The sequence below is a fragment of the Actinoplanes flavus genome (genome assembly GCF_017592555.1).
Taxonomy (GTDB): Bacteria; Actinomycetota; Actinomycetes; order Mycobacteriales; family Micromonosporaceae; genus Actinoplanes; species Actinoplanes flavus.
The window spans coordinates 184,014-198,697 of the sequence record NZ_JAGFNS010000004.1 but is presented as its reverse complement, the minus strand read 5'-3'; the positions used below and the strand labels follow the sequence as shown (position 1 = coordinate 198,697).

The window sequence follows — 14,684 nt, the reverse complement described above, 5'->3', positions numbered from 1 at the left end:
ACGCCGGCCTGCACCCAAGCGGGATCAGGGAGTGACGCCGGCCTGATCCCAGACGGCCAGTTCCCCGTTGGCCAGGCAGACGATCAGCCGGCCGCCGGCCTCGGCGACCGCCCACGACTCGGCGTCCACGTCGGCGTCGACCACCAGCCGCGCCCCACTGCTGAAACCGATCCGCAGCTCTCCGCGGTCACCGGTGTCCGCATCCCGGACCACGTCACCGAGCAGCATCACGAGGGCTTCGGCCGCGTCGTCGCCGGGCCGGAAGCCGGTGTGCCGGCCGTGCCCGTCGAGGTGGGCGGCACCCTCGAACAGCACCTTCACGCCTCCGGTGAACCGCAGGGAGACGACCGTCCCGAGCAGCACGCCGGTGAGCCGCTGCCCGGTCAGCGCCGCCAGGTTCAGGGATGTCATGACCGCCATGGCGCCGACCGTAGCCGGGACTTCCATAAGAGAACCTTAAGCCGCCCGGATCAGGGCAGCTCGGAGGGAAGAAGGACCCGTGGTGCTCGCGAAGTCACTCGCCGCTCGACGTCCGCCGGGGGCGGCGCTCGGCGGTGCGGGCCGTCTCCGTCACGGCGGCTTCTTCGGGAGTTGATCAGAACTCGTCGACGCGGGGTGCCTGGTTCAGGCAGTCGCTGTCGATCGCCAGCTTGATCAGCTCGCGGGCGGTGGCCTGGTCGGTCGCCTCGGCGTCGAGGGTGCCCAGCGAGCGGGTCACCGCGACGATCTCGTCCGCGGGATCACCGGCGGCGAGCGCCGCGCACGCGGTGTCCGAGATCGCCTGAATGTCCTGGTCGGTGCGGTCCTTGGCGATCTCCGGTAGCTCCTGCTTGACCACGATGACGAACCGGCTCGGACCGCTGGCCGTCACGACCGGGCTGGGGCTCGCCTTCGTGGTCGTCTTCACGGTGGTCCGGGTGGTCGTCTTCGAGCCCGGCTTCGTCGTCTTCGAGGACTTCGGCGTCCCGCTGCCGCCCGTGCACCCGGCCAGCACACACACCGCCAGGAGCGCCGCCACTGTCGTCAATTGCTTACGCATCGTTCCGCTCTCGTTGCTCCGAAATCCCTCCGAGGGTAGATGATCAACAACCCCGGCCCGAACCGGTATTCACCACGGCCCACGACGTCTACATAGAACGTCACCCGGCGATTCAGTGCCAGTTGTCGGCCTCCCTACCGGGCCGGTCAGAAAACGACCCGGCAGTAGAGGTGCTCGCCGCCGGTCAGCGCGCGGGCGGCGAGATCGGCGAGCGCCGTGAGAAACGGCGCGAGACCACTGGTGTCCGCATCCGCGAACTCCTCGGCCTCGCCCCACCGCCGGGCCGCCTCCCGGATCGCCGGGGCGTCCAGTCCGGCCAGAGCGTCGCGGAGCGAGTCGGTGAGGGAGACGACCCCGGCGCCGGCGACGTCCTCGGGCCGGGCCGGACCGATCAGTGCGGCCCACCGGGGGTCGTCCTTGATGACGCGCCGCATTCGGCCGGTCAGAATCTCCTCGAGCTGGGCCATCGAAAGAGCGGGCTCGACATTCTTGCTCTGCACCACGAGTGTCCCGGAGGCCGCGGTCCGTACCCGGGGCATCGCTCCCAGCACGGGATTCTGCCTGTACAGCGCTTTACCGGCCGCCACGTCCTGCGGCGTGAGATCGAGCAGCCCCGGCCGGCCCTCGGTGTACTCCGCGGCGGTGGCCGCCACCCCGTCGGTGGGCGCCGCGAAGTAGTCGGTCAGATTCGACATCCGATGATCATGTCACCGGGGAACTGCGGAGCACACAGGTCAGCATCGGAAGGGTGAACTCGCCGTCCGCGGTCTCCGGGCGGCTCGCCAGATAGGCCCGGATCCGGTCGAGTGAGGCCTCCCGCTCCCCCGGCGGCATGACGAGCATCCCGGCCCGGGTGGCCAGCGTCGCGACCAGCGAGTCGGCCGTGCGGCGCTGCCCGTGCGGGAACGCGGCCTGCTCGGGCACACCGAAACCGGGCAACCGCAGGCGCGCGGCCTCGGCACGCCAGCTGTCCGGAGTGTCCCGTGGCCCGATGGCGGCGCTGCCGCTGATTCTCGCCAGACCGGCGACCCAGTCGACCCGGTCGTCGACGACGTTCCACAGTCCGGCGAGGACACCGCCCGGCGCGAGGACCCGGGTGATCTCCGGCCCGGCGGTGTCCATGTCGAACCAGTGCAGGGCGTTTCCGGCCAGCACCGCGTCGGCGGATCCGTCCGGCAGCGGGATCGCCTCGGCGCTGCCCGGCAGCGCCCGGAGATCCGGCAGCGTACGCCGCAGCTCGGCCAGCATGGCGGGATCGGGTTCGACCGCGGTGACCTCGGCGCCCATCGCGGCCAGGACCGCGGCGAGCTTTCCGGTCCCGGCGCCGAGGTCGAGCACCCGCCGGCCCGGCGCGGGTGAGAGGGCCCACTCGACGGCGGCCCGCGCGTAGTCGGGGCGGTGCAGGGCGTACGCGGTCGCCGCCGCACCGAATGATCGAGACATCTCCATATCGAGACGGTATCGGCCTGCGGCCAGGAAGATCGCCATGAACAGACTCCCGCCAGCCGTTGTTCCTCCGCCGCCGCGTCCCGAGCGGCACCCGGACGCTGATCCCGCCAACCGGCCGACACCACACCCACTCCCCGCCACCGCCCCCGCAACCCGAGCGACACCCAGACCCCTGATATCGCCGACCGGCCGACACCACGCCCGCTCCTCCCCCACCGCCGCAACCCGAACGGCACCCGGACGCTGATGCCGCCGACCGGCCGGCATCACGCCCGCTCCTCCGCCGCCGCGGCCTGAGCGGCGCTCGGATACGGTCTCCGGCTACAGACATGTGTAGGAGCACGGGGGTGTGCCGGTGACGGACGAAGCGACGGTCATGGCGTGGGAGGACGGCGAGCGGGAGCGCTGGCTGTCGCGGATCGCGGCGCTGGGCCACGGGCCCGAGCAGCCCGGCTGGGCCGACGCGGTGGACGCCGCCGGAGACTTCACCGATCTGCCGGCCCGGCAGGTGTCGTGGCTGCTCGCCGAGGGCCCGGAGGCGACCGCGCGCAAGCTGCTCGGCAAGACCGACGAGCTGCGTTACCGGGTGCCGCAACGGATCGACCTGAGCCGGGTCGCGGTGGCCCGGCTGGGGGTGGACGCGCTGCCGCTCGCCGTGGCGGGAACGGCCCACTCCGCCGACCAGATGGGCGTGCTGATGCTGCCGTTCCGCGGTCCGGAGCCGGCGCGTCTCGTGGCGGGATGGCTGCGCCACCTCGGATCGGCCCGGTTGTGGGCGCGGCTGTGGCTGGAGCGCCATGTCGAAACCGCGGCGCGGGCGCTGGTTCCGGCCACGATCGGGCGGGCCGGCGCGGGCCGGCGCAACGCCGAGGACGCGGTGCGCTATCTGGCGTCGATCGGTCACGGTCCGATGCTGATCACCACCGCCGAGGGGTACGGGGCGAGCGTGCACGCCGCGGTCATCGCCCTGGTGGGGCCGGACGACGGTGTGCTCACTCCCGTACCCCCGCTGTTTTCGACGCCGGCGCGAGCCGCACGGAGGGCGAAGGTTCCGTCGTGGCTGAATCTCGGCGATCTGCCGAAGATTTCACTCGCCGACGGCGGGATCATGTCGGTCGAGGACACCGGCCGCCTGATTCTGGCGCTGACCTCGTCGCGGCTGGCGGATCCGCCGGAGCCGGCGCCCGGCGATCCGGAGGGGCCCTTCGGCCGGCCCATGGTGGTCGAGTCGTGGGAGGCCGCGCAGCCGATGGTGGCGCCACCCGATCCTGAGGTGGAGAAGCTGATCGCCGGGTGTGACCGGCCGAGTCTGGCGGAATTCGGGCGGGCGCTGATGGAGGCGTGGATCTCCGGTGGCCTGCCGCCGTCGGAGGCGTGGGTGGTGGTCGCGCAGGCGCACCTCGGCGACGACGCCACGGTCGACTACCTGGCGCCCAAGGTGCGCGCCTGGCCGCAGGACAGCCGCCACCAGCGGGCCATCGAGGGGTACGCGGTGCTGTGCGCGATCGGTTCGGACGCGGCGATGCGGCATCTGCTGGCGATCGAACAGCGCATGTCGCGGGGGTCCCGCAACGACCGGCTCCGCGTGTATCTCGCCCAGGTGGCCGCCGGCCGCGGCATGACCGTGGCGCAGGTCGCCGACCGGCTGGCGCCGACGCTCGGCCTGGATGCCGGGATCACGCTGGACTACGGGCCGCGCTCGTTCCCGGTGGTCACCGACGAGCACCTGACCGCCTTCGTGCAGGGGCCGACCGGGAAACTGCTGGCCCGGCCGCCCAAGCCCGGCGTCCGGGACACCAAACCCGAGGCGTACCCGTGGTTCCTGCAGTTCAAGAAGGATCTGCGGGCGGCCGCGGCGGTTCAGCTCGTCCGCCTGGAACGCGACATGTTCGCCCGCTACGCGCGGCCGGCCCGCGATCTGCCCGGCTTCCTGCTGCCGCACCCGATCCTCGGCCCGATCGCGCGCCGGCTGCTGTGGGGCGAGTACGACGCCGGCGACCGGCTGATCCGGGCCGTGCGGGTCGCCGAGGACGGCACTCTCGCCGACCTCGACGACGACACGGTGACCCTCGACGGCGACGCCCGGGTGCGCATCGTGCACCCGGCGGAACTCGGTGACGATCTGACGGCGTGGGCACGGGTTTTCGCCGACTACGAGATCATGCAGCCGTTCCCGCAGGTGAACCGGCCTGCGGTGGTGCTCACCGCGGCCGAGCGCGCGGCGACCAGCCTGCCCGGGTTCGGGCCGGTGCGCAACGACCGGTTCGACGAGCCGGTCAACGGCCGCTGGCACGGTGAGGGGCACGGCACCTCGTACACGCCGTACACCCGGCTGTGGACCGAACTGCCCGGCGGGCTGACCCTGCTGGCCGAGTTGGACAAGCCGGTGTCGACCTCGTCGTACGATCCGGTTAGTGAGCACCGGATCACCGAGATCTGGGTCGACGAAGCGCCATCGGATCACTTCGGGGCCGCACGGCGGATCCCGTTCGGTGACTGTGATCCGGTCGCCCTGTCCGAGGCCCTGGTGGAGTTGTATGCCCTGAGAGGTTGACCCGCCCATGCCGACCGCGTCCGAGCAGGCCCTCGCTCTGGCCGGGACGATCGCGGCCCGGATCGGCGCCTATCGCCGGTCCGGGGACACCGCGGCCGTGCTGACCTCGGAAGCGGTCGGGGAGGTCCGGCGGCTGTGGCTGGCCGGCGTCTACGCCGCCCTCTGGGAGGGCGGCGGTGGGCCCGCCGAGTGGGAGCTGCTGGCCCTGTCCGGATGGCTGCACTGGTGCCGCCATCTGGCCGACCCGTCGCTGACCGACGACCACGCGGCCGCTCTCGACCACTTCTCCGAGCTGCTGCTGCACCGGCAGGGCGACCAGATCGTGCCGGAGCGGGCGCGCCGCGACATCGACGAGATCCCCCGCGACCGCTGGGACGGCGCTGCGGCCCGGGTCGACGGCATCGGCGAGACCCCCGAACTCGAACGGATCGATTTCGAGCTCCCACTGCTGCGCGACCGGCTGGCGCGAATGCCGGACTTCGCCACTCATGACCTGCTCGCCGGCCGGCTGCGTGAACGGTTCGAGCGCAGTGGCGACATCCGGTTCCTCAACGAGGCGATCGACCTGAAACGTGACGTGCTGGAGCGGCTGCCCCGGCGCCGCCGGCGCCTGGTCCGCGGCGTCGTCCTGTCCGCGCTGGGCAACCTGCTGACGATCCGGTTCGGCCACCTCGGCGAACTGGACGACGCGAACGAGGCGATCGAGGTGCTCCGGCGGTCGCTCGCCGCGTTGCGGCGCCGCCACCCGGTACGTCCCACCACCCTGTCGGCGCTCGGAGTCGCGTTGCGGGGCCGGTACGACCGCTTACGGAACCCGGCGGATTTGGACGCGGCGGTCGACGCCTGCCGGGCCGCGACCGCGTTCCCCGGCGGCGCGGACACGACCCTGCTGGGCCGGGCCGAGCTGCTCAGCAACCTCGGCGTGGTCCTCCAGATCCGTTTCGAGGCACACCGGCGGCTGCCGGATCTCACCGAGGCGATCGAGGCGCTGCGGGAGGCGATCACGTTGCTGCCGCCGGACGATCCGGAACTTCCCGGGTACGACTCCAACCTCGGCCTCGCGCTGGGTCACCGGTTCGACGCCACCGGCGCGGCCGAGGATCTCGACGAGGCGGTGCGCCTGTTCGAGGCGGCCGTCGACGGCACCCCGGACGGCCACGCCGACCGCGTCATGTACCTGTCGAATCTCAGCGCCGCCCTGCAATCGCGCCACGCTCTGTCCCATCGGGAACCGGACGGCCGGCGGGCGCGGGACACGGCGTACGAGGGTGTCGCGGTCTGGTCCGCCCCGGTCGCGGAACGGGTGAAGGCGGCCCACAACTGGGGCCGCAGCGCCGCGGCGATGGCCGACTGGGCGGACGCCGCCGACGGGTTCGCGGCCGCCGTCGACCTGTTGCCCCGGCTCGCCTGGCGCGGCCTGAACCGGGCCAGCCGCGAGTCGCTGCTGCTCAGCGGGCGGCAGCTGACCGACAATGCGGCGGCCTGCGCCTGCGCGGCCGGCGACCCCGAACGTGCGCTGCGCCTGCTGGAGGTGGGCCGGGCGGTCCTGTGGACACAACAGCTCGACACCCGGACCGACCTCACCGCGGTGCGGGCCGCCGATCCCGCCCTGGCCGACCGCCTCCTGACCGTCGCGAACGGCATGGAGGCCCGGTCCTGACCGGGTGGCCCGGGCCTCAGCAAGTGGTGATCCTCCCGAGTCGCTGCCGGAGGGCCATCGCCTCGGTCACCAACGCCTCGTCCATCCGCATGGCAGCGGCATCGCGGGCGCCGCTATGGAAGCGCGTCCGCTGCCGTGCGGCCACGAATCGGTCCAGCCGGTCGAGGATCGGGCCCGCATGCGGTCCCATGGCGGTCAGCACCCTCAGCGCCGCGAGCGCGTACCGGTCGTCGGACAGGTACTCCGGCAGTACCTCCAGCAGCTCTTCGGCCGCTGCCGGGCCTTCGTGGAGCCATAGCGCGCCGGCCGTTGCCACCCGGGTGGATCCGGGTGTCTCGAACAGGCTTCGCAGCTGCCGGTGCTGGCGGGCTGTGAGCCCACCGTTCCCGGCGAGCCAGTTCAGCAGATCCATCGCGAAGCGGCCGTGGCGAAGAAGCCGCTCCGGACAGTTGGCGAGACTCCGATCGGCCGGTGCCCGGTCCAAGGTGATCTCGAGGAGGGCGTGTGTGGCGGCCTGTATCGGATACTCGCGCAGGTACGGGATCGCCGCGGCGGCTGCCGGGCCGATCCGGCCCAGGACACACATGGCCCAGTCCGGGGTGTCGTTCACCGCCTGCTGGAGCCGGACGATCAGTTCCGGGACCGCGGCGGCCGCCCCTGGGCCGAACGCGGCCAGCACCCGCATCGCTCGCTCCGGTTCCGAGTGGTGCGGATGCGTGGCGAGAATCCGCCGGGCGGCGGTGACCGGCGCCTCCGGATCGGCGCCCGCCCTGGCGAGGACCCGGAATGCCTCGGTCAGGCGGGGCTGATCACTGTCGGCGAGCAGCAGCCGAACCAGATGAGGCATCGCACGGTGGTCGCCGGCGCTGCCCAGGGCGGTGGCGGCCGTCGCGCCCAGGTGCGGGTCGTCCGCCAGCGCCGCGAGTTCGTCCGCCGCCAGCCGGGACGCGGTTACCGAGGCGGCCAGCGCGTCCAGTGCCGCCGCCCGTACGCCGGAAGGTTCCTCCTGCAGGATGCGGATCAGCATCGGCGTCACCCGGGCGGGCGCGGCGCGCCACTCACACATCGCCGCCGCCGCCATCCGGACGCCTTCGAGCCTGACGCTCTCGCTCCCGGCCGAATCCGTCAACCGTTCCGCGAAAAGACAACAGTCCTCCTCCCGGTCGACGCCCGCCAGCGCCCACGCCCACCGCTGCCCGGCGGAGCCCGGCGTGTTCAGGGCCGCGATCGAGGCTTCGAGGTCGGCTCGGATCGCGGCGTCCCGCACCGGTGACTCGTCGCGGCCGAGCAGCGCGATGTTGGCCAGAAACCGGATGGCCGCTACCGGATCCGTCCGCAGACGCTCCAGGATTGCTCGATGTCGCCGGATCCGCTGCCAGGGCATCACCTCCATCAGGGCGGTCCGGACGATCGGATCTGCCGAATCGTTGAAGGCCGACATGGCACGAGCGGGTTCGGCGGCCTTCACCAGAAGCCTCGCCGCAGCGAGCCGAACCGAGGGGTCCACGTCGTCGAGGGCCCGTTCGGCGGCATCGGCCACCAGGGGCCAATCGGAGGGCGGGAAGCAGAGCTGATCCAGCAGTTCCAGGGCGACACGACGTATTCGTGCCCGGCCCTCGGCCACGAACGTCAGCAGGCGGTGCGTCATCAGCCCGTCACGGTCGGCCCGCACGAAGTAGACGACGTGTTCCCGCGCGTCGTCACCGGGATTCAGGACGTCGCCGGTTCGGAGGCCCGCTTCCAGCCATCTCCAGCCGTCTGCCGGAGCCGGGACGTTCACTCGACGGGGCGCGCGGCGCCCTTTCCGCTGGTCATGAAAGCGATCTTCGCCGAAACCGATCCGGCAGGCAAGTCGGGCCCCGACGGTGCGATGATGCCCGGCGTGACGGACCCAGTGGACTATCGCGGTGTGGAGCAGGCCTACAACACGGTCGCGGACGCGTACGCCGACTATTTTCCGGACACCAGCGCCGAGCATCCGCTCGATCTGGCGATGGTCGACGCCTTCGCCGCCGCGGTGATCGCCGGCGGTGACCCGCGGATTCTCGACGCGGGGTGCGGCCCGGGCCGGCTGAGCCGGTATCTGACCGGCCGCGGCCTTCTGGCCGAGGGGGTCGACCTCTCCCCCGGCATGATCGCCCGGGCCCGCAAGGAGAGTCCCGAGCTGACCTTCTCGGTGGCGTCGCTGACCGATCTGCCGTTTCCGGACGACGCCTTCCCGGGCGTCGTGCTGTGGTATTCGATCATCCACACGCCGCCGTCCGGCCAGGACCGGATCTTCGCCGAGGCGGCGCGGGTGCTGCGGCCGGGCGGGCACCTGCTCGTCGGCTTCCAGCACGGCCGGGGCAGCCGCGACGTCGGCGAGATCTACCGTGGCATGGGCTACGACGTCGACCTGGAGCGCTACAACTACACGGCCGGCGAGGTCGCGGCCCGCGCGGAGGCGGCCGGCCTGCGGGAGGTGGCGCGCATGGTGCGGCAGCCGCGCCCCGACGAACGCGACGGCCAGTCCTCGGTCCTGTTCCAGGCGCCCGCCTGACCGGCCGTCACAGGTCGGGTAGGTGCTCGCCGGGCAGCGGTGATCGCCTCTCCAGCAGCCAGAACAGGTAGACCCGCAGGTCCCGGGCGAGCGAGCCGGTCAGGTAGTCCTGGAACTCCCGGGCACCCCCGGCCGCCTCGCGATCCAGGTGGCAGTCGCTCGCATCCCAGCCCCGGATCAACTCCGCCACGTGGGTGGTGACACGGCCCCGGTCGCGCCACCACCCGCGTACGGTCTCGGGTGTCCATCGGTCGTCGCCGTCGAATCCGTACCCGCCGAGAGGGTCCTCGGACGCGGCCGTGACGACCGCCGTCATCTCGGCTGGCGTCCGTGGCTGGCGGTAGACGAACTCGGTGAAGTATTCGCCGCCGTAGAGGATGTTGGCGGGGGCGTGCAGCCGCCCGGTCCAGCATTTGTCGGTATCGCCGGTCCAGACCGGCCCGGGGACGTTGGCCCAGTGAAGATCCGGCCACCGCCCGTACCAGCCGGTCTGGTCCTCCGGCGTCAGGGCGGTGGTCGGATCCCAGTAGAGCGACATGGCTCGATCCTAGGGAACGATCTTGCCGGCTCCCGCTCCGGCCTGCACCAGGGACGGCACCGCCGAGGCCGGATCCAGGGTGTACGGGTAGTAGCTGCCCGGCTCCACCACCGTCCCGCCGGCCTGGCACGCGCCGGAGGCGGTGAACACGTTGGCCCGCTGGACCAGGCGGCCCGGACCGCTGTCGGCGTAACCGCCGGTGGAGTAGCACGGGTACGGCACCGCGTTGAAACTGTTGGCCTCCACGACCACGCCGGCGTTCATCGTGGACGCCACCCCGTACAGCTCGTTGCCGTTGAAGTAGTTGTTGTAGACGTGCACCGGCTCACCGAAGCGCACCCGCGGATGCCGCTGTCGCGACCCGTCGAACCAGTTGTGGTGGATGGTGACCCTCAGATGGCCGACGTCGGTGCCGGACGCCCCGTCGGAGTGGCCGATCAGCATGCTCTTGTCGGTGCCGGCGAAGTGGTTCCACGACACGGTGACGTAGTCGGCGCCGCGCACGATGTCGATCGACCCGTCGACCGGGCGGATGAACGTGTTGTGGTCGATCCATACGTGATGTGACTGTTGACCAACATTGATCGCGTCATCCTCGGCGTCGACGAATGTCATGTTGCGAATGATGACGTTGTACGACCGGTACATGTCGAACCCGCCGCCGGTGATCGTCGCGTTCGTGCCGAGGCCGACGATCGTCTTGTTCGGGCGTACCCCCTGTTTGCTGGTGATGGCGATCGTGCCGGACACCTGGATGATCAGCGGGCCCACCGTGTCGATGGCGTCGAGCAGCTCGTCGGTGGTGTCGACGGTGACGGTGGCCCCGCCCACCCCGCCGGTGGTCCCGGTGGCGAAACCGTCGGCGGCCGAGGCGGGCGCCGCCACGAACAGGCTCGACGAGAGCAGCAGCGCGGACAGGATCCCGTGCATCACAGCCTCCCCACTCCGGCGCCGGCGGTGACCAGCGACGGCACCGACGACGCCGGATCCAGCGTGTACGAGTAGAACGCCGACGGTTCGGTGACGGACCCGCCCGCCTCGCAGCCTCCGGAGTTCACGAACGCGTTGCCTCGCTGCACCAGCCGGCCGGGGGCGCTTTCGGCGTACCCACCGGTGGAGTGACACGGGTAGGGCACGTTCTCGAAATAGTTGCCCTCCGCCACCACACCGGCGTTCTCGGTGGACGCGATGCCGTACAGCCCGATGTTCTTGTAGTAGTTGTTGTAGACGTGCACCGGCTCGCCGAAGCGCACCCGCGGATGCCGCTGGTTGGAGCCCTCGAAGTAGTTGTGGTGATAGGTGGCCCGCAGATATCCGACGTCGGCGGTGTACGTGTCGGAGTGCCCCAGCAGCATCGTCTTGTCGGTGCCGAGGAACCGGTTCCAGGAGACGGTCACGTTGGTGGACTGCCGCTTGATGTCGAGCGATCCGTCGTAGCCCGGCAGGAACTCGTTGTGGTCGATCCACACGTGGTGCGCCTTGTTCGTGACACTGACCGAGTCGTCCGAGGCGTTGCTGAACCGGATGTTGCGGATGATCACGTTGTTCCCGGGCCGGGTGGTGGTGCCCAGTTGCAGGCCGCCGCCGGTGATCTCGGCGGTGGATCCGACGCCGAGGATGCTCTTGTTCGCGACCACTGTGATCATGCCGCTCGCCGTGATCCGCCCGGAAACCATGATCGTGTACGGGGTGTTCGCCCCGGCGTACTGCGCCAGTTGCGCGGCGGTCGTGACGGTGACGGTCGGCCCGGCCACGCCTCCGGTGGTGCCGGCGGCGAAACCGTCGGCGGCGGCGGTGGGCGCGAGCAACACGGCGGGCCAGGCCAGCAGCGTGGCGAGAATCGTGTGCATCAGAGCCTCCCGACACCCGCGCCGGCGGTGACGATGGCCTTCACCTGGTTCGGGTCGTCCAGGGTGTAGCCGTAGTAGCCGGACGGCTCCTGCACGGTGCCGCTGCAGTCGGGTGTGCCGGACTCCCCCACGAAGACGTTGTTGCGGGCCACGCAGCGGCCGGACGGCCCGGCGTACGTGTTGGTGACCGGCTCCTCGACGTCCTCGAAGTAGTTGCCCTCGACCAGGCATCCGGCGGTGTTCTGGCAGGCCACGCCGGTGTCGGTGTTGTAGAAGTAGTAGTTGTTGTAAACGTGCACCGGCTCACCGAAGCGGACCCGCGGGTTGCGCTGTGGTGTCGCGTCGAACCAGTTGTGGTGGTAGGTGACCTTGAGCCGCCCAGTGTCCTGCGCGCCGTTGGCGTCGTCGTGGCCGAGCAGCATGTTCTTGGTGTGGTGGTGGGTGTGGTTCCACGACACCGTCACCAGGGACGACCCGCGCTTGATGTCGATCAGCCCGTCGTAGCCCTGTGCCAGGTCGTTGTGGTCGATCCATACGTGATGCGAGTACATCTGTACGTTGATCGAGTCGTCACTGGCATTGCGGAACGTCAAGTTCTGGACAATCACGTTGTGCACCGCGTCGGCGGGCGGCGAGGTGACGTCCGAAACCGGGAGTCCGATGTTGAATCCGCCACCGGTGATGCCCGCGGTGGCGCCGACGCCGACGATCGACTTGTCGCTGGTCACGTCGTACATGCCGGCGGGCAGCGTGATCGTGCCGACGACGCAGATGGTGAGCGGGCCGGGCGTGGCGATCGAGGAGAGCAACTCGGCGGCGGTGTCGACCTGGACGGTCGGTCCGCCGGCGCCGCCGGTGGTGCCGGCCGCGAAGCCGGTCGCCGCGCCGGTGACGGCGCATCCGCCGGGCGGCGGCGGGGTGGTCGGTGACGGCGAGGTGGGCGACGGGCCGGGGCCCGGCGCGGCGGTGTCGACCGCGACATCATCGAAGACCGCGGCGGCGTACGAGGTGACGAGCCCGATCCTGCCACGCGTGAACGTGGTGTCGGCGGCCCGGACCACGGCGGCCCCGTCGACGTAGCCGGTGAGGGCGCTGCCCCGCACGTCGAGCGCCAGGGTCCGCCATGTCCCGGCGCCGCCGCCGACGACCGCGGTGGCGAGGGTGGTGGCCGTTCCGCCGGACACGCGCTGCAACTGGGCCGCGCCGCCGGCGATCACGAGGGTGTAGTACTGGCTGGTGGACTGGGCGCGGGCGGCCACCCCGGCGGAGGTGCCGGCGCCGACCTGTTTGACCCGTGCCCGCACCGAGTAGTCGGTCCAGGTGGTGGTTCCGGCCAGCGCGCGGGCGTTGGTGCCGGCGCTGGTCTGCTGGTAGGCGGGTGTGCCGTCGGTGACGATCGACCAGGCGCCGCCGTTACGGCTCCAGCCGTCGGCGCTGCCGTCGTCGAAATCATCGGTGAACAGGGCGTCGGCCCGGGCGGGGCCGCCGATCACCGCGCTGGCGAGCACGGTGACCGCGGCACCGCCCACGAGCCATCCGATCTTGCGCATGGCTACTCCCGGGGGAACGGGGACGGGTGGCGGAAACAGCGTCAAGGGGATGTGGACGGCCACATCGGGGAATGCGCCGTCCGCGGCTGTGAAACCTCCGCGAAACCTTGTGGCCGACCCTAAAATCGCGCATCCGAGGCAGTCAATGCTTTCCGTTTGCAGGAATGTTGCAGTCGCACCCACTGCGAACCATGACGGATTGACCCGCCTCGAACCCTGCTGTAGGTTCCCGGCGGGAAAGCGCATTCCCCCACGTCGGCGCGTTCCCGCAAAGGAGATCCCCATGAAATCCCGGAATGTGCTGGCCACGGCTGTCGCGGGCATCGCGCTAACCGCCGGAATCATCACCGGAATCCCATCGGCGTCGGCCGCCACCACCACGCTCTACGTGGCGGTGAACGGCAGCGACAGCAACGCCGGCACCCTGTCCGCGCCGCTCGCCACCATTCAGAAAGCGATAAGTCTGGTCCCGGCCGGCGGCACCGTCGCGGTCCGCGGCGGCACCTACGCGCTGACCACCAACATCCAGATCACCAAGAGCGGTACGGCGAGCGCGCCCTACACCCTCACCGCGTACGGCAGCGAACGCGTGATCATCGACGGCGAGGCCCTCGGCTACACCCCGGGCGCGGTCGGCTCCACCATCCCCGCCGCGCAGCGTGGCACCATCCACATGGAGGCGTCGTACTGGAAGCTCGTGCGCCTGGAAATCGCCAACGGGCCGTACGGGATCTACTGCGCCGGCTGCAACAACAACACGTTCGACCGGCTGGTCACCCGGAGCAACTACGAGACCGGCTTCCAGTTGCAGGGCTCCTCGGCCAACAACCTGATCCTGAACCTGGACAGCTACGGCAACCGGGACCCGCGCAAGAACGGCGAGAGCGCCGACGGCCTCGGCATCAAGGAGGGCACCGGCACCGGCAACGTGGTCCGCGGCGCCCGGCTCTGGAACAACGTCGACGACGGTTTCGACGCGTGGGCCTTCACCTCGCCCGTCACGATCCAGAACAGCCTGGCGTACGGCAACGGCTACAACCGCTGGAGCATCCCGAACTTCTCCGGCGACGGCAACGGCTTCAAGCTGGGCGGCAGCGGCGGCACCGGCCCGGCGGCCGCGCACACGGTCGGCAACACGTTCGCGTTCAGCAACGCCGCGCACGGTTTCACCGACAACGGCAACACCGGCGCCATCGTGATCAACCGCAGCACCGCCTGGAAGAACGTGAAGACCGGCTTCGACGTCGACGGTGGCTCCACCTCGAGACTGACCGCCAACCTGGCCGTCGGCAACGCCACCGCGGTCGCCCTCGGTTCGTCCACCGCCTCCGGAAACTCGTGGAACATCGGCGGCACCTGGACCCTGCTCAGCATCGACCAGTCGGTGATCACCGGGGCACGCGCCGCCGACGGCTCGATCCCGTCGTCCACCTTCCTGGTTCCGGCCAACGGCTCCGCCGTCGGCGCCAAGATCTAGGCGAGATTCCGGCGCGGCCCATCGCCGC

General features: G+C 70.9%; 13 protein-coding genes. 4 read left to right on the top strand and 9 right to left on the bottom strand.

Going from position 1 to position 14,684, the window contains the following annotated elements:
• Nucleotides 1-24: 24 nt before the first annotated feature.
• The 4 genes from J5X75_RS08125 to J5X75_RS08110 form a co-directional block, all read right to left on the bottom strand.
• Entirely contained in the window at nucleotides 25-420 is a 396-nt protein-coding gene (locus tag J5X75_RS08125; protein ID WP_208466689.1) for a DUF6188 family protein, read from the bottom strand.
• A gap of 175 nt (nucleotides 421-595) precedes the next feature.
• Nucleotides 596-1,039 (bottom strand): hypothetical protein, encoded by a 444-nt coding sequence (locus tag J5X75_RS08120; protein WP_208466688.1) that lies wholly within the window; start codon nucleotides 1,037-1,039, stop codon nucleotides 596-598.
• Nucleotides 1,040-1,185: 146 nt separating this feature from the next.
• Nucleotides 1,186-1,734: a hypothetical protein gene (locus J5X75_RS08115; RefSeq protein ID WP_208466687.1), complete on the bottom strand. Its 549-nt coding sequence runs from the start codon at nucleotides 1,732-1,734 to the stop codon at nucleotides 1,186-1,188.
• A gap of 7 nt (nucleotides 1,735-1,741) precedes the next feature.
• A complete protein-coding gene (locus J5X75_RS08110; protein ID WP_208466686.1) occupies nucleotides 1,742-2,488 on the bottom strand; it encodes a class I SAM-dependent methyltransferase in 747 nt (248 codons plus the stop codon).
• A gap of 355 nt (nucleotides 2,489-2,843) precedes the next feature.
• Here J5X75_RS08110 and J5X75_RS45895 point away from each other — a divergent pair, with 355 nt between their 5' ends.
• Both J5X75_RS45895 and J5X75_RS08100 read left to right on the top strand, forming a co-directional pair.
• Nucleotides 2,844-5,042 (top strand): DUF4132 domain-containing protein, encoded by a 2,199-nt coding sequence (locus J5X75_RS45895; protein ID WP_208466685.1) that lies wholly within the window; start codon nucleotides 2,844-2,846, stop codon nucleotides 5,040-5,042.
• A 7-nt stretch (nucleotides 5,043-5,049) separates the two neighbouring features.
• Complete coding sequence (locus tag J5X75_RS08100) at nucleotides 5,050-6,702, top strand: tetratricopeptide repeat protein (protein WP_208466684.1); 1,653 nt, start codon at nucleotides 5,050-5,052, stop codon at nucleotides 6,700-6,702.
• 16 nt (nucleotides 6,703-6,718) lie between these two features.
• Here the strand turns inward: J5X75_RS08100 and J5X75_RS08095 are convergent, their stop codons facing one another.
• Complete coding sequence (locus J5X75_RS08095) at nucleotides 6,719-8,374, bottom strand: HEAT repeat domain-containing protein (RefSeq protein WP_208466683.1); 1,656 nt, start codon at nucleotides 8,372-8,374, stop codon at nucleotides 6,719-6,721.
• Between the two features lie 210 nt (nucleotides 8,375-8,584).
• Between J5X75_RS08095 and J5X75_RS08090 the strand changes: the two genes are divergently transcribed.
• The gene (locus J5X75_RS08090; protein ID WP_307797979.1) at nucleotides 8,585-9,241 is read left to right on the top strand and encodes a class I SAM-dependent DNA methyltransferase; all 657 of its coding nucleotides are present in this window, start codon (nucleotides 8,585-8,587) and stop codon (nucleotides 9,239-9,241) included.
• A gap of 7 nt (nucleotides 9,242-9,248) precedes the next feature.
• Here the strand turns inward: J5X75_RS08090 and J5X75_RS08085 are convergent, their stop codons facing one another.
• The 4 genes from J5X75_RS08085 to J5X75_RS08070 are packed head-to-tail and all read right to left on the bottom strand — an operon-like array spanning nucleotide 9,249 to nucleotide 13,179.
• Nucleotides 9,249-9,779: a hypothetical protein gene (locus tag J5X75_RS08085; RefSeq protein WP_208466682.1), complete on the bottom strand. Its 531-nt coding sequence runs from the start codon at nucleotides 9,777-9,779 to the stop codon at nucleotides 9,249-9,251.
• Between the two features lie 9 nt (nucleotides 9,780-9,788).
• Complete coding sequence (locus J5X75_RS08080) at nucleotides 9,789-10,709, bottom strand: pectate lyase family protein (protein ID WP_208466681.1); 921 nt, start codon at nucleotides 10,707-10,709, stop codon at nucleotides 9,789-9,791.
• A complete protein-coding gene (locus tag J5X75_RS08075; protein WP_208466680.1) occupies nucleotides 10,709-11,629 on the bottom strand; it encodes a pectate lyase family protein in 921 nt (306 codons plus the stop codon). The genes J5X75_RS08080 and J5X75_RS08075 overlap by 1 nt, the downstream gene beginning before the upstream one ends.
• Nucleotides 11,629-13,179: a pectate lyase family protein gene (locus tag J5X75_RS08070; protein ID WP_208466679.1), complete on the bottom strand. Its 1,551-nt coding sequence runs from the start codon at nucleotides 13,177-13,179 to the stop codon at nucleotides 11,629-11,631. Before J5X75_RS08070 ends, J5X75_RS08075 begins: the two co-directional genes overlap by 1 nt.
• A 283-nt stretch (nucleotides 13,180-13,462) precedes the next feature.
• On the opposite strand from J5X75_RS08070, the gene J5X75_RS08065 reads away from it, so the two are divergent.
• Nucleotides 13,463-14,656: a right-handed parallel beta-helix repeat-containing protein gene (locus J5X75_RS08065; protein WP_238487520.1), complete on the top strand. Its 1,194-nt coding sequence runs from the start codon at nucleotides 13,463-13,465 to the stop codon at nucleotides 14,654-14,656.
• Nucleotides 14,657-14,684 lie beyond the last annotated feature (28 nt).

Excerpts from the sequence above, each read along its gene's own strand:
- J5X75_RS08125 (WP_208466689.1), bottom strand. The coding sequence starts at position 420 with ATGGCGGTCATGACATCCCTGAACCTGGCGGCGCTGACCGGGCAGCGG.
- J5X75_RS08120 (WP_208466688.1), bottom strand. The coding sequence starts at position 1,039 with ATGCGTAAGCAATTGACGACAGTGGCGGCGCTCCTGGCGGTGTGTGTG.
- J5X75_RS08115 (WP_208466687.1), bottom strand. The coding sequence starts at position 1,734 with ATGTCGAATCTGACCGACTACTTCGCGGCGCCCACCGACGGGGTGGCG.
- J5X75_RS08110 (WP_208466686.1), bottom strand. The coding sequence starts at position 2,488 with ATGGAGATGTCTCGATCATTCGGTGCGGCGGCGACCGCGTACGCCCTG.
- J5X75_RS08100 (WP_208466684.1), top strand. The coding sequence starts at position 5,050 with ATGCCGACCGCGTCCGAGCAGGCCCTCGCTCTGGCCGGGACGATCGCG.
- J5X75_RS08085 (WP_208466682.1), bottom strand. The coding sequence starts at position 9,779 with ATGTCGCTCTACTGGGATCCGACCACCGCCCTGACGCCGGAGGACCAG.
- J5X75_RS08080 (WP_208466681.1), bottom strand. The coding sequence starts at position 10,709 with ATGCACGGGATCCTGTCCGCGCTGCTGCTCTCGTCGAGCCTGTTCGTG.
- J5X75_RS08075 (WP_208466680.1), bottom strand. The coding sequence starts at position 11,629 with ATGCACACGATTCTCGCCACGCTGCTGGCCTGGCCCGCCGTGTTGCTC.
- J5X75_RS08070 (WP_208466679.1), bottom strand. The coding sequence starts at position 13,179 with ATGCGCAAGATCGGATGGCTCGTGGGCGGTGCCGCGGTCACCGTGCTC.
- J5X75_RS08065 (WP_238487520.1), top strand. The coding sequence starts at position 13,463 with ATGAAATCCCGGAATGTGCTGGCCACGGCTGTCGCGGGCATCGCGCTA.